The following is a 15049-nucleotide window of genomic DNA, read 5'->3' on the forward strand; positions in this document are numbered from 1 at the left end:
GTAATTCGTACCCCGCTACTCGCCTTTCCGATAATATAACGGCGCATGGCCTGTAACGATTTTAAACACCCGGCCAAAATGCGTCACACTGCCAAAGCCGACTTTCTTGGCGATCAGATTAACTTTCATCGAAGACCGCTCAAGCAGGCTTTTCGCTTCTTTAATCCTGACACTATTCACATACTCCACGAATGTGAAGCCTGTCGCTTCTTTAAAAAAGCGGCTTAAATAATAGGGGCTGACATAAAACCGCTCCGCCAGCAGATGAAGCGAAAGCTCCTGCATGTAATGGTTGTTAATATAACGCACAACCTCCGAAATACGCTCATGCATCGGACTTGGAGATGCCAGCGGCTCTATCTGATTCACTAGAGCTTGCCGGCAGCAAATCATAAGCAGCTGCAGAACTAACGTCTGAGCATACATCTCAAAGCCAAACTTCTTCTCCTGCATTTCCTGCACGATGCTGTGCGCAAGGGCATCAATGGCGATTCGCTCTTGCAGCGCACAGCGAACGATGATGTATTCCTGCTCGAGCAAGGGCTTGAAAATATCCATGCCGGAACCATTCGCCAATGCCATATAGCTCTCGTGAATATTCACGATGAGCCGTTCGTGCGCCGGTGTTTCCGTATTGGTGGTACGATGCAGGATGTTCGGCGGAATAATGATGACATCGCCCTCGTGGATCACCACCGTCCTGTCCTTAATGAAAAATTCCCGTTTGCCGGACATTAAATAAAAGATTTCGAATGTACTATGAAAATGACTGGCCGGCATATGGTGACTCAAAGCCTTCCGATGGGAGACTAGGAAGGATCCCTCACTATTTTCATATAGAATTTCTTCCATCCGATGCCCCACCTCTCCTGCAGCTTGTCCTTTATTATACGCCACATCCAACTTCCTGCAAGATATAAGAAGAACTTATGTAATCCCGCAAAAAATGTACATAATCCTCTGCTAAGATAGGCTTAGATGAGAAGGAGGAATGAATGCAATGAGTTTGAGAGCTATTCAGTTAACCCCCATTCAATGGGCGGAGAAAGCCTGCGAGGCGTTAATGAACAAATTTGAACCGGAAGTGCTGCCGCCAGACCGGTTTCACTATCATCAGGGCGTTTTTTTGTCAGGTATGGAGAAAACGTGGCGGCAGACCGGGAAAGATAAATTTTATACCTATATCAAAAGGTGGGTAGACAGCCAGATTCTCGCGGATGGCAGCATCAAAAAGCTCAACGCCGATGAGCTGGATGATATCCAGCCAGGCGTGCTGCTCTTTAGTCTCTATGAGCAAACCGGCGATGAACGCTATCGAAAAGCGCTGCACACCCTTGTACCGCTGCTCCGAACTTGGCGGACCAATCCGTCCGGCGGGTTCTGGCACAAAGGATATTGCCAAAATCAAATGTGGCTGGACGGCTTATACATGGCTGGACCGATCGCCGCCCAATTTGCCAAAACATTCGGCCATAGCGAATATTTCGACATGATGGCCTTCCAGGCGATCCTTATGGCGAGGCATACCAAAGACCCCGTTACCGGCTTGCTCTATCACGGGTGGGATGAAACCAAAGAAGCTTCTTGGGCTGATCCTGTGTCAGGGTTGGCGCCAGAGTTTTGGGGGCGAGCGATCGGCTGGTACCCTGTCGCCCTGCTGGAGATGTTCGAACATTATCCTGAGGATCATAAGGATAAACCGGCGCTCACAGCCATCCTGCAGGACCTGCTGATCGCTTTGACCAAGTACCAAGATGAGGCTACCGGCCTCTGGTATCAGGTCGTCGATAAAGGAGATCAGCCGGATAATTGGCTCGAAAACTCTTGCACCGCTTTGTATGTTCATGCGATCGCTAAAGCCGTGCGGCTGGGCTACTTAGACGCTGCATATTTGCGATATGCGTGGAAAGGGTATCAAGGTGTCATGGATACGCTGAAGTTCGATGACAACGGCCATGTGATCATTGGCCAAATCTGCATCGGCACGGGGATCGGCGACTACGCCCACTATATCGCCCGTCCAACCAGCGAGAACGATCTGCACGGCGCTGGCGCCTTTATTCTCATGTGTGTGGAAATGAGCCAAGCGCAATCCATAGACGCATAATGCACAAAGCTGTGGCCGATACATCAGGCTTCAGCTTTTTATCATTTGATGCTATTTTATTCAACGTATTCATAATGCCATTTTCACAAGAACTACATCCAGCTCTTCAGCTATTTGGCAAATATTTATAAATATCTAAAATATGCTCCCAATCGCTTTACAATTTTGGTACAATCGTGACATTAGTCCTAAGCGCACCCGAAGGAGGGGACAAGATGGCTCATTTCAACCTGACAACCAAGCCCCAATTTCGACATTTAACCTATACAACGAAGTCCGGCTATTCAGAACTTAAGTTTCATCATAAAATATGGGAAATCTTTGAATATAAACAAATTGAGGACCGTTTGCGCGCTTGGACCCGGATCGCCGAAGGGCACTATTTTCGCCGTCCGGTGAATTGGCATTTTATTGGGGAAGAGCTTTATGTTCAATTGCCTCCTCTTCCTGAGGCCTATTTGCCGTTCTCGCACATCCAGGAAGCCAACCTTAGTCATCCTGACAAAATAAATCTGCTCCTCTCCCTTGCTGAAGCGTTATCCCAATTACATCAGCAGCAATTTTATATGGGCTTGATATGGCCGGATATGATCTACTTCGATCCGCATTCCTTGCACATTATCATGGATATTCAACCATTTCCGTCTGCCATCGAATTTATCAACCATTTGGTGGAAGATTATCCGTTCGACGCCATTTCACGCTTCGCACGCCGTTTTCGCCTATCACGTATAGCAGACTTTGAAGCCATGCATGCGCTGATCCATACCATGTTTGAATCCTTGCCTGCATGCTTGCAACCTTTAAGCGTGCAGCTAGCTGAAAAGCCCGAAACGATTCTCTTTGCGGAAGAAATTGCAGATTACTTGCGAATATGCCTGGGTTTGGCTCCACAGCGGCCTCATCTCACTTACTCGACGCCAGATTGGCTGCATCCTGCTGCGCCTCCAATCACGCAAGAACAGCAGGAGAGTCTGAGCTTATTTTTTAATTCTAACCAGGAAAGTTTAATAGCGCTCCTCTGTGAGGATGAAGCTATACGAAACGATATTTTTTCCCATTATATTAATGAAGTCTTAGAAAAGGGATATTTCTTCAAAATTGTTTGTCAGGATCTTCCTTATTCTACCTTGCGTGAAGTCGTATCGCGAACGTTAAACATTGCGTACGACGTACTGCCGGAATCCACCACTTTGCTGCGCAATCTGGCACGCAAGTTTGATCAGCTGCTCAAGAAGCACTATGAAGGCGTCGATATCCTTTATGCGCTAACTGATTGGCTAAATCAATTTTTCACGCACATGATTCCGATTTTTCCCGTGCAAAATTTCTACTATATATTTGAGAACTGCGAGCATTTCGATGAAGATTCGCATCTCATTTTACAAAATTATTGGCACGAACATGGCCACCAAGTTTCGGGCTTGCATGCGATTCTCAGCGGAAGCCGCATGCCTGCGCAATTGCAAGATAGTTCATACCGAACGATCGAGATTCGGCATTCCGATCCGGCCATTTATGAGAAGCTGCTCTATTCGCAGTTCGGGCGTGCTGACGATACATTGATTGCCGATCTAAAAGACTGGTTTTATCGGCAGCCCAATAAAGTCAGCCATTGTCGCATCATAATTGAACAGTTGATTCAAGAGGGATGCATTCAGCTTACGCACGCCGGGTGGTCGAAAACTGCCCTATTCAAACTCGATGCTGAAAAATTGAACGCCGCTCAATTGTTTGCCCATAGAATCGCCCTGCTAGATGACGATCAGCTGCATTTGTTGCGCGTATTATCGTGCCTGCCGATGCCTATCGCGGCACGGTCTTTATTTTCAGCGAATCGGTTCGATCTTGGTGTCATTTATTCGCACATTTACGAATTGTCTCAGCTTGGACTTATACAGGTCAGTCATTATGATAACCTCTATATAGCCAAGGAAATTACGGAATTCGTTTTACAACCACTTTCGCCAGATGAAAGCAAGCATTATTATCGGCTCGCTTTACGCTATCAGCATCAATACCGGCCAGCCGCGTTGCCACAGCTCATTGCCCTGGCCAAACAGGCGGAAGAGTCACAAGTCGAATACTATTTGCTGTTAAAATATTATCGGCAAGTCCGTTCGCGTCTTTCCTATAAGCAAAAGTTATATTTACTAGAGCTGATCAAAACATTGCACAGTAGACTGAAACGGCCGTATCTGATTTTTTTGGATAGGCTGCTGAGCCGGATTTATCAACTCTTGAATCAGCTTGCTCTATCCGAGCAATTAGCCCTATCTGTTTACGAGCAAACAGGGCGTACGACCGACCGTTACGGCTGGATGTATATTCAGCTCCTGCAAAACAAATTGGATGTTTACCAATTGCGCGAAGAGCTTTTTCCTTTGTTATATGATGAGCATTATCCGTTTGAGGACAGGGTACGCGCCGCTTTCTTACTTAACACCAGCAACCTCTGCTTCCCTCTACAAGACGAGGAGATGCACCAGCTCCATGCTTTCTATTCAGAACTCGTGTATCCGCAGCGAAATTCGATTACTTTGCGCCATTTTGCCGAGCTGACCAATTATTATGTCATCAATATGCTGATTCATTTTCCCGAAACTGAAGATTGGGCGCTAGCCGTTGCTGCGAAGCTGGAAGCGCTGCTCGAAGCGTCCTCACATACGGATTTAATGCTGCGGCTGTACGACATGTACTCTTATCAAAGCAATAATAAATTGATCAGCACCTATGTCTATCGCGGGATTGAAGGCGCTGAGCGCTCCGGCTACACCATCAAAGAACAAGTCGGCCATCTGAATGCCATGGAATTCTCCTTACATCAAGGAGATTTGGCTAGTTACCGGTACCATAAAGAGCGTGTGCTCGAGGTAGATGCGATTCGGCGCAAAGATCTGGCGGATGAATATTTGATTTATCAGTTCTTACATGCGATTGAGTGGGAGCAATGGGACTTGTTTCACGAGCTGCAGACCCATCTGTTCGCCCAGCAAATGACGGAGGCCAATTTAACGCACTGGACCGTATACCGCACTTACGCTTATTTTCGGCAAAAAAAACCGCTCACATTGCCCGTCAGCAGTGTGGTCAAAGATAGCGCTAGCGCCATCTTCTTAGAAGCTCTGTTTCATGCCAGCGAAGGGAATGACACGATGGCTTGCCAGCTTTTTCAACAGTTTATTAGGAAAAGCAATTCCGGAATTTACGCGGGTTGGGCTTATCGCGAACTGCTCACCATTATGCTAAAGTTGCGAATGGAAAATAGTGGGGAATGGTTTGAAAAATTTGAGGCTTATCTCAAACGGTGCTCCTTCGATCTCTTTTGGCCGGATTATTACCGGTTATGTGCGGAGAAGTCGATACAGGACGCGGATATCCAGCATGCGATGTTATATTTGCGGCGGGCATTAAACGGCTATCAAATTATTGAAAAAGAGTCGTGGCAGCATGATTTAGCTGCCGCCATGGACGAAGTCATGTTGCCGGCTGGCCGCATCGCTGACACCTCTATCGTACAACATGAATTTGTCCAGCAAATGATCAGCGATCGTGAGCAGTGGCTGTTGTTATCGCTGGATTTGCAAATTATTATCGAATTGAGCGAACAGATTACCGATACGCTGGATATGACAACGGCAATTCAAAGATTGACCAAGGCGCTCTTTGACTATTTTCCTGTCATCCAGCTCACCATTGCCTATAATTTGCTGCACTATACCCATAAATTTTTTGTCACGGCTTCGGGGCATAGGGATCATGATGAATTAACTGCGTATCAGCAGCGAAGTGAAGCGAGTTCGGTTCTTACCTTTACACTTTTTCAGCGCGGTGATCAATCCATTACGCTGCAAGCGCTTGTCGAGGGGATCTCCAAAACCAAGCTGCAGCATATGGAACACTTTCTGGCGTTTATCAAGCCCCATATCAGCAATGTTCTCTTGCATCGGGAGATGGTGATTGATAACTTGACAGGATTCTTCTTGCGTGGGCATTTCATGGAGAAGCTGCGGGAAGAATTTGCGCTCTCGAGCCGTTACGATTTGGACCTATCATTGATCATGATCGATATTGATAACTTCCGCAAAGTGAACGAATTCGGACATGCGGAAGGAGACCGCGTCTTGCGGGAGATCTCTGACATTTTCCGTTCTAGTCTGCGCAAGAGCGATATTCCTGGCAGATATGGCGGAGAAGAACTGATCATCATCCTGCCCAAGACCGATGGCAAAGTGGCGCTGAAAATAGCTAATCATCTGCGCAGCCAAATTGAACGGGAGTTCGCGTACGGACGACCCTATCAGGTCACTGTCAGTGTTGGGGTGTCATCGCACCAGCTCTGCCATCCCGATACGGTCGAACAGCTTATTGAGCAAGCGGATCAAGCAGAAATCACAGCCAAACGAACGGGCAAGAACAAGGTTATCGCTGCCTGGGATGAAAGAAAAAGCCTCCAATAGGAGGCTTTTTCTTTGTTTCAATGGCCGATCTCTCTAAATCGCAGGCCGATCATACCAGCGGTCGTTAGTCCAGCAGCGATAAGGGTCAATAGAATGATCGGAGCGGCGGCGATACTGCTGGTTGGGTAGACATACGAAAACGGTGAGATACGAAATGCAGCCACACTGGCGATGTGGAGCTCCCATAAGAACTCAACGATAAAGAACATGCCCAGCAGCGTCCAGCTCATGCCAGCCGTAAGCTTCGGTATCAGTCCATATACAAAAACGGCTAGCGCAGCAACGACCCACACAGCGGGGATCTTGGCCAAGCTTGCGCAGACAACGTGAACAACTTCACTGCTGTTATGTGTCACCGCGCTTAACGTAATGCCCGCACCAATCCCCATGGCAGCAATGATTAGGGCTGTGCCGGCAAATGTATACAGGAGATGGCTGGCAGCCCATCTCACGCGGCTGACGGTGCTTGCCAGGAGCGGCTCTGCACGCATTTCATTTTCCTCCGAGTAAAGGCGCAGCGTTGTTAGAATGGAATAGGCGGACGCCACTTGCGCCAACACGTAAATCATAAATAACAGAAACGCTCTCCCCGTTCCTCCAAGCCCCGTGATCCAACCGGCCAGCGCCGCGCTGTCGTTGAACATCGATTGAATTACCGGCGCCAGCGAACCGAGTAACGCGCCGAATAGCGCGAAACCCGTGATCCAAGCGATGAGCATCCCGCTATGCAAGCGCCACGATAAGGCAAACACATTGTTAAAGCTCGCCTTGGCATTCGCGCTGCCGCTTCGATCCGGGAGCAGGCCTGCCCCCAGATCACGTTTTCCCAACAAGACGTAAGCGGCTATGAGGACCATGGCTATGAGAATAAGCGCGATTACAAATACGCCAAAGTTCTCCCCGGCATAGGGCCTGGCCATCGTTTCCCAAGTAAACGGCGAAAGATAGAAAATGCCGCCAGGACTGCTTTGGAAATTGCCGATCGCCTGGAAAACCACAAAACATCCAAGAATGGCGTAAGCGATAGCACTTGCCGCGCGGGCGCTGGACGCCACTTGCGCAGCAGCGCAGGCTACAGCTGCGAAGAAACAGCTGCACAGGCCTGTCGCCAATCCGGCCGCCAGCGAGCCGAGCGCGGGAAGCCCTGCAGCCATAAGCCCTCCGGCCATGAGCAGGCCCCCGATGATATTCGCCATACAGGCCAGGACTATGACGGCGGTTAAGGAAGCTTTCCGTCCTACGTTTCCGGAGCGCAATAGCTCCAATCGCCCCGACTCTTCTTCTTTTCTTGAATTTTTGATCGCAAATACAATATTGAAGATGGCAGCAAATAACAATGTGCTCACTCGAATGCGCCATACGGTGACCCCGCCTAACGTATCTGAAAGGACGTGCCCCAACATGCCTAAAGAGACAGGACTCGCTGCTGCCTGTTCAATATAGGTTCGCAGCTCTTGCGGAGAGTGAAACATCAGTGCAAATGAAGCCGCAGATCCGTACGCCAGCAGCATCGGGAGGAACAGCATCAGCAAGATGTTGATCTTATTCTGACCCAGATAAAGTTTCACGAGGCTGCTTGTTGCCATGAATTCGCTTTTCTTCATCCCCATCACCTACTTCTGCGAATAGTGACGCAAGAACAACTCCTCCAGCGTAGGCGGGGAGCAAGTTATGGCACGCACGCCGAATGGGGCTAGGAAGGCCATGATGCGGCTAAGCGCACTTGCGTCTGCATTGAAATGGATTCGAACTCCATCGTTTTCAACCTGATAGACGCCATCTATATGCGATAGGCCGTCGACTTGCTTTTCCGTTTCCACGACGAAGGCCGTTCTCGTAAAATGGCGGAGCTCGGCCAGCGTCCCCGCTTCGATAATTTTGCCGTCCTTAATGATGCTCACCCGGTCGCACAGTTTTTCCACCTCGGCTAAAATGTGGCTGGAAAGAAAAATCGTCTTTCCCTCCTTCTTTAGCTCGCGGACGCATTCTTGAAAGACGGCTTCCATCAATGGGTCAAGTCCGGTCGTCGGCTCATCCAGAATGAACAGATCCACCTCTGATACTAAGGCCGAAATAATAGCTACTTTTTGCCTGTTACCTTTGGAATAGGTTCTGCATCTTTTCGACGGGTCAAAAGCAAACCGCTCGATGAGCTCCGCTCGACGTCTGCTATTGATGCTGCCGCGGAGCTTCGCCATCAAATCAATCACTTCGCCTCCTGTTAAATTCGGCCACAAACTAACGTCGCTGGGGACATAGGCTAGACGTGGATGGAGCGCCACCGCGTCGTGCCACGGATCACCGCCAAATAGCGATATTTCGCCCTGCGTCTTCCGCAGCAGCCCAAGAAGGATGCGTATGGTCGTGGATTTACCGGCGCCATTGGGACCAATGAACCCAAACACCTCGCCTTCGCGCACCTCCAAGTCAATGCCATCTAAAGCTTTCACCTTGCCATAATGCTTGGTCAACTGATGCGCTTGAATAATGGGCATCTCATCCACCGTCCTTTTGATAAAAGCTCGTTCTGAATATAGCAAAATAAGCATCCAGCTCAGTCATCAACTTGTCATAGTTGATCTGGCCCAAGTCGGTTACGTCTAGTAAACGCTGCTGCGCATTTGCAAATCCTTCCATCGTCCAGGCAAGGATCTGAAGCGCTCTCGGCAGATCGACTTCAGGCCGGAATTGGGTTTCGTCGATATTGGCAAACAATCGGTCATAGCTGGCCGCGATCAAAAGTTTATTTCGGCTCTCCAACTCATCTTGCATCGACTCGCCTCGCTTGAAATTAGCAGCCATAATAAAGTTAAAGATGTCCGGGTGCTTATGGATCAACTCAATTTTTAGCAGGGAAATTTGACGGCATCGCATTAGGACATCCCGTTCTGCTAGATCGATGCGGCTTACATACGATGCCTCAACCATCCCTAATGCATAGTCATACAGAAATAGAAAAAGCTCCTTCTTGCTGTTGAAATAATGAAAAAGCAAGCCTTTGGAAATGCCCGCCTCCCTGACGATCGCATTCGTAGATGCTGCGTCATAGCCGTTAATCGCAAACTCCTTTAGCGCTGCATTTAAAACTCGTTCTTGCTTCTCTGGTCCTAACTTCAAAAAAAATTCCTTCATGGTTTGCCCTCATTCTCAGGATACATCTATCATTGACCAAAGTGGTCAATTTTATTATCTCTCAATTGACCACTCCGGTCAATGGCTTAATCAGATTCCCCCTCTCAGCCAAAAGAGGCCGCCGGTTATTCACGCGGCAGCCTCATATAGTTATTGTATAGGGTTGATGAAATTAATGACTTCAATGGAGCATACGATCGTTATTTCGCAAGAAACTGGCTGCCAAATCAGCCGGCAGCGGTTTGCTTATTAAGAAACCTTGCATAATGTCGCACTCCAATTGCTTCAACTTTTCAATTTGACTCGCGGTCTCCACACCTTCAGCGATCACTTTCATGCCCATCCCGTGCGCTACTTGAATCATCGCTCTCGCGATCACATAGTCGTTCACATCATCATTAATCCCATCGATAAAGGATTTATCAATCTTCAAAATATCAATCGGAAGGTGCTTCAAATAATTAAGTGAAGAATAGCCTTTGCCAAAATCGTCTATTGCGACCTGAATGCCAATTTCTTTCAATGCGTTAAGTTTCTTGATAACACCATCTAATTGGTCGATACCAATACTTTCGGTAATTTCAAATACAAAATTGCTCGCGTTCATCGCTGTTTCTTTAATGATAGATTGAATCGTGTTCACGAAGCCAACATTGATGAACTCTCTTGGCGAAATATTAATGGCAATGCTCGGAACCTGCAGTCCCTCGGTCTGCCATAAGCTGATATGATGACTCACTTCACGAAGCACCCACTCGCCGATCTGGCAGATGAGCCCGTTCTCCTCAGCGATCGGAATAAACTCTCCAGGTGAAATGAATCCTAATTGTTCGTGCTGCCATCTCACGAGCGCTTCCATCCCTAGTACGGCTCCGCTTTGAATATTCAGCTGCGGCTGAAAATAAACGGATAGCTGTTTCTTCTCCAGCGCCTTTCTTAATTCATACTCCAATACGACCTTGCGTTGAAAGCTCTCATTAATCTCGTGGTTGAACAGCTGCAGACCTCGTTGGGTCTTCTTCGCTTCGTACATCGCAAGATCTGCGGAACTAATCAACGTCTCATATTCCTGGCCATGCAGTGGATACATGCTAATCCCTATGCTTGGGCTAATAAACAACTCGTGATGTTCGACGTGAAACGGAGAATCAAAGCACTGGATTAGCTTCTGTGCTAATTGATTCACCTGTGTTTCAGATTCAATATCTTCAGAAACAACGACAAACTCATCTCCGCCTAATCGTGCTACGGTATCTTCTTTTCTAGTGTAATTAACCAATCGATTGGCCACTTGTTTAAGAAGCTTGTCTCCGAACACATGTCCCATCGAATCGTTGATAACCTTAAACCGATCAATATCGAGAAAAAACAAAGCAACGATCGAATTATTCTCTTGTGCTTTGACCATGGCATTATCTAGGCAGACCTTTAATTGTGCCCGGTTCGGTAAGCCAGTCAGCAAATCGTGGTGAGCTAAAGATAACAGATGCTCCTCTGAACGCTTACTCTCGGTAATATCCGAGAAGCTAGCAATGTAATTCACGATTCGCTGATGTTCATCGAAGACAGCATTAATATTCAGCTTTTCAGCATAAATTTTGCCATCTTTTCGCCGATTCCATATTTCACCCTTCCATGAGCCTTCTTCTTTCAAAGATTTGCTCATTTTCGCATAAAACCCCGGTCCTTGGATACCTGAACGCAAAATGCCTGGCGTCCTCCCTAGTACCTCAGCTGCCTCATATCCAGTCGTTCGTGTGAAGGCTGGATTAACGAAAATGATCTTTTGATCCGCACCCGTAATCATAATGCCTTCGCTAGCCGTTTCAATGATTTTTGCATGGAGATGATTTTGCCAGTTCACTTGAGTTCTTTCCGTGCAGTCGGAGAAGATGCCTACATAATTGGTTACGTGATTCTGCTTATCTAAGATAGCGGTGATGGATAGCCAGACAGGAAAACTATCACCGCTCTTCTTCTTATTCCAAAGTTCTCCTTGCCAGAATCCCTCTATTTCAATGGTTCCCCACATTTGTTTATATAACTCACGATTTTGATCCTCTGAATTTAAAAATGACGGGTTCTTGCCAAGGACTTCGGCCTCCGAATAACCTGTAATCTTTGTGAAGATTGCATTCACACAAATGATTCTGGATTGATGATCCGTGATGAGTACAGCATCCCGGGCATTATCCAAAATCTTTGCGTATAGTTGTCCCTTTTCGTTAAAATCCATGATATTCATGTGTACAGCTCCAGTCGTTGCCTGTATAGATTGATTATCTTATATTTTAAGACAATCCTATTAAATCGAATCTAAGCAGATGTTACACAGATATATTTTTATCTAATGCTAAATTAATACTTATACATGCAGTGATTTTTAACTCATAAATAAATACATCCCCTCCTGCTTAGACGTTATTTTCCATGAACAGAGGGGGCGTAAACTTATTTCAACTCAACGGCTATCATCGTGATGTCGTCATTAATATCTGAACAAGCGTCAAGCATATCTATGACTTTCTTAAGCTTAACGATCAATAAAGCGGCATGGCAGTCTGAAAAGAAGGACGACCCTAAACTGATAATTAATGGTGCAGCGATCCTCCAACAGAAAACATATCGAGGCTGGATACCGGATAGCCAACTCATCGGCGGCTTAAGATGGATGGAACCTGGCACCTTACAGCCGTTCTTGTCATATCGAATACAATGGGGAAACCATCATCCAATAATGAGACGAAAAAAACTCCGTGCGGGAGGTTTTCGTATGCTTTTATATTTTGAAGCGGCTGATCTTCGTCTGAAGCTCTTCCGCCATATGGGATAAAGATGCGGACGAAGAGGAGATTTCTTCCATGGAGGCCAGCTGTTCTTCGGTAGCTGCCGTAATGTTCTGCGTCCCAGCAGCCGAAGTTTGTGCAGCTTCATGGATGACCTCGATTGTGCGGATCATCTGCTCCGTGCCCGCGGCCATCTGTTGAATGGCCGAGGACACTTCTTCAATCTGCCCAGCGACGTTATTGACGGCTTGTTGAATTTGTTCGAACGAGACTCCAGCCGTCCCTGCCCGTTCAATACCGTTTAACACTTCATTCGTAGCCAGCTTCATGGACTGCACAGCCTGATTCGTGTCGGTCTGGATCGAGTTGATAATATTAGCGATCTTACTGGCAGACACTGAGGATTCCTCAGCCAGTTTACGCACTTCAGCAGCAACAACGGCGAACCCTCTGCCGCTTTCACCAGCTCTAGCTGCCTCAATCGCGGCATTCAACGCTAGCAGATTCGTCTGTGCGGCAATGCTGGTGATCGTGTCCACAATCTCTCCGATTTGTTCGGAGCGTTGGCCGAGCCCGTCAATTACTTGCCCCAAATCGTGGATAGCGCCTTGAATCGAATTCATTTGCTGCCCGACCATCATAATAGCTTCGTTGCCTTTGACCGACTTCTCCGAAGCTTCCGTCGACGTATCGGATACGATCTGAGCATTGGCTGCAATTTGCTGCACACCAGCGCCCATGTGCCTCAACGTGGCCGTAGCTTCCTTCACTGAATTCACTTGTTGACTCGCTCCGCTAGCCACTTCCTGAACCGTATTGGCGATGCTCTCACTTGCAACACTTGTTTGTTCAGCACTTGCCGTGAGCTCGGCCGAATAAGACGCCACCAAATGAGCAGTTTGCTTGATATCGCCAAAAAGCCCTCTTAATTGTTCCATCATTCTATTGAAAGAACTTGTCAGCTGTCCGAGTTCATCTTTCGCTTGATATGGAATATGTCCTGTGAAATCGCCTTTTTCGGCTTCAGCCATCTTTGCTTGAATCATTCGGATCGGTTTGACAATCATACGTGTAATTAAGATCCCTAATCCGCTACATATGATGATCATCACCACAGAAATAACGATGGAGAACAGGATCGCCTTACGGGCATCAGCCGCATTGCTATTGCTCATCGATTCGGCATCCGCTTGAATGATACTCTCCAATTGATTGCCGAGTGTTATTACCGTATTCATGGGCTCAGCAGCTTTAGTTGTATAGTAAGTGTAGGCTTCATCGTTTTTGTTAATTACCCCTAGATCTATCATGGTCTGGAGCGCATTCAAGTAATCCGGGTAGGCGGCAATAATTTTGGCAAGAACCTCCTTTTCTTGGGGAGGGAGATCTTTACTCTGAAGATCCTTGAGGAACTGATTATTCGTATTTGCTAACGTCTTGAATTTCGCTTCTAGCTCGTTGCCTTCTTGGTCCATTGTTCGCTGCATAATCTGAAAAACAGTCGTTTCCATAGCACGGTTATTCGCTCTATACTTACCGTAATTAATAGCAGGCACCAAGCGATCCTCGTACATGACTTTCATGCTCTTGGATAGTCCGTTCATGGAAGAATACCCAATTCCCGTTAAAACAGCCATAGCGACAGCAGAAATACAGACTAACAAAAATAACTTTCTTGCCACTGTAAGCATCTGATTCATCCTTTTTAAGTTTATGAAATGCGGTATACAAATGAAATCATAAAACAAATAGTTTACATAAGTTCGAGACAGATGTTACATAGTTATTTATTTAGTATTACTAATGCTAACACTTTGCAAAATCAAAAAAATCCCCTCTTAAATAGAGGGAATTAGATGTTAAAGCCTTGCTCAACCTTTAGAATATTTGTAGCCAAGCCCCCAAACCGTCTTAATAAACTGGGGATTCTTCGGGTCTTTCTCAATCTTATTGCGAAGCTTGGTCATATATACATCAATAGCTCGTGAGCTCACCAGCGTTCCGTTGCCGCGTAAATAAGTGATCAGTTCTTCTCTAGTGAACACCCTACCTGGGTTTTTATCGAATAAATACATGATTTCGAATTCGGAGAACGTCGTATCCACTTCATGTCCATTGACGATGATTCTGCGTAAGCCCTTGTCTACGCTTACATACGCTTCTAGCTTTTCTTTCCCCTTGTTTTGCTCGAATTGAATGGATAAATTCACTCTCCGCATCTGTGCAGCCACCCTGGCTGACAGTTCTTTCATGCTGAACGGCTTGCACATATAATCGTCCGCGCCGGCTAACAAAGCATCGATCCGGTTAGAGACATCGGTATTCATCGAAATCATGATAATGGGCACATACGAAATCTCGCGCAACTGTTTACACAGCTCAATCCCATTGATGTCGGGCAGAAAACAGTCGATAATGGCAATGTCCGGATCAAACTCGCGTATGGCTTCCAGCCCTTTCGTACCGTTGTCCACACGTTGAACAGCGTGATGTTCATCAGCCAAATACATGGCGATCATATCGCCGATCACGGTTTCGTCTTCTATTAATAAAACTTTCATTGT

9 protein-coding genes are annotated in these 15049 nt (G+C 46.9%); 2 read left to right on the forward strand and 7 right to left on the reverse strand.

What is annotated here, in order from left to right:
- Positions 1–15: 15 nt before the first annotated feature.
- Positions 16–852: an AraC family transcriptional regulator gene (locus tag O9139_RS00200; RefSeq protein WP_270877452.1), complete on the reverse strand. Its 837-nt coding sequence runs from the start codon at positions 850–852 to the stop codon at positions 16–18.
- A 148-nt stretch (positions 853–1000) separates the two neighbouring features.
- Between O9139_RS00200 and O9139_RS00205 the strand changes: the two genes are divergently transcribed.
- Both O9139_RS00205 and O9139_RS00210 read left to right on the forward strand, forming a co-directional pair.
- Positions 1001–2107, forward strand: a complete 1107-nt coding sequence (locus O9139_RS00205; protein ID WP_270877423.1) for a glycoside hydrolase family 88/105 protein — start codon at positions 1001–1003, stop codon at positions 2105–2107.
- A gap of 215 nt (positions 2108–2322) precedes the next feature.
- A complete protein-coding gene (locus O9139_RS00210) occupies positions 2323–6567 on the forward strand; it encodes a GGDEF domain-containing protein (protein WP_270877424.1) in 4245 nt (1414 codons plus the stop codon).
- 17 nt (positions 6568–6584) lie between these two features.
- Here the strand turns inward: O9139_RS00210 and O9139_RS00215 are convergent, their stop codons facing one another.
- The 6 genes from O9139_RS00215 to O9139_RS00240 form a co-directional block, all read right to left on the reverse strand.
- Positions 6585–8171: an ABC transporter permease gene (locus O9139_RS00215; protein ID WP_270877425.1), complete on the reverse strand. Its 1587-nt coding sequence runs from the start codon at positions 8169–8171 to the stop codon at positions 6585–6587.
- A 9-nt stretch (positions 8172–8180) separates the two neighbouring features.
- Entirely contained in the window at positions 8181–9062 is an 882-nt protein-coding gene (locus tag O9139_RS00220; protein WP_270877426.1) for an ABC transporter ATP-binding protein, read from the reverse strand.
- A 1-nt stretch (position 9063) separates the two neighbouring features.
- Positions 9064–9699, reverse strand: coding sequence for a TetR/AcrR family transcriptional regulator (locus O9139_RS00225; protein WP_270877427.1), 636 nt, complete (start codon positions 9697–9699; stop codon positions 9064–9066).
- Between the two features lie 181 nt (positions 9700–9880).
- On the reverse strand, positions 9881–11944 hold the full coding sequence (locus tag O9139_RS00230; RefSeq protein ID WP_270877428.1) for a sensor domain-containing protein: 2064 nt from the start codon (positions 11942–11944) through the stop codon (positions 9881–9883).
- Between the two features lie 534 nt (positions 11945–12478).
- Positions 12479–14176 carry a methyl-accepting chemotaxis protein gene (locus O9139_RS00235; RefSeq protein WP_270877429.1) on the reverse strand — a complete coding sequence of 566 codons (1698 nt, stop codon included), beginning with the start codon at positions 14174–14176 and terminating at the stop codon, positions 12479–12481.
- Positions 14177–14356: 180 nt separating this feature from the next.
- Entirely contained in the window at positions 14357–15046 is a 690-nt protein-coding gene (locus O9139_RS00240) for a response regulator transcription factor (protein WP_270877430.1), read from the reverse strand.
- Positions 15047–15049: the final 3 nt, after the last annotated feature.

It is taken from the genome of Paenibacillus aestuarii (genome assembly GCF_027789125.1).
Taxonomy (GTDB): domain Bacteria; phylum Bacillota; class Bacilli; order Paenibacillales; family NBRC-103111; genus Paenibacillus_E; species Paenibacillus_E aestuarii.

Bases quoted from the DNA above. Each gene is read 5' to 3' on its own strand.
- O9139_RS00215 (WP_270877425.1), bottom strand. From the start codon at position 8,171: ATGAAGAAAAGCGAATTCATGGCAACAAGCAGCCTCGTGAAACTTTAT.
- O9139_RS00240 (WP_270877430.1), bottom strand. From the start codon at position 15,046: ATGAAAGTTTTATTAATAGAAGACGAAACCGTGATCGGCGATATGATC.
- O9139_RS00220 (WP_270877426.1), bottom strand. From the start codon at position 9,062: ATGCCCATTATTCAAGCGCATCAGTTGACCAAGCATTATGGCAAGGTG.
- O9139_RS00200 (WP_270877452.1), bottom strand. From the start codon at position 852: ATGGAAGAAATTCTATATGAAAATAGTGAGGGATCCTTCCTAGTCTCC.
- O9139_RS00205 (WP_270877423.1), top strand. From the start codon at position 1,001: ATGAGTTTGAGAGCTATTCAGTTAACCCCCATTCAATGGGCGGAGAAA.
- O9139_RS00225 (WP_270877427.1), bottom strand. From the start codon at position 9,699: ATGAAGGAATTTTTTTTGAAGTTAGGACCAGAGAAGCAAGAACGAGTT.
- O9139_RS00230 (WP_270877428.1), bottom strand. From the start codon at position 11,944: ATGAATATCATGGATTTTAACGAAAAGGGACAACTATACGCAAAGATT.
- O9139_RS00235 (WP_270877429.1), bottom strand. From the start codon at position 14,176: ATGCTTACAGTGGCAAGAAAGTTATTTTTGTTAGTCTGTATTTCTGCT.
- O9139_RS00210 (WP_270877424.1), top strand. From the start codon at position 2,323: ATGGCTCATTTCAACCTGACAACCAAGCCCCAATTTCGACATTTAACC.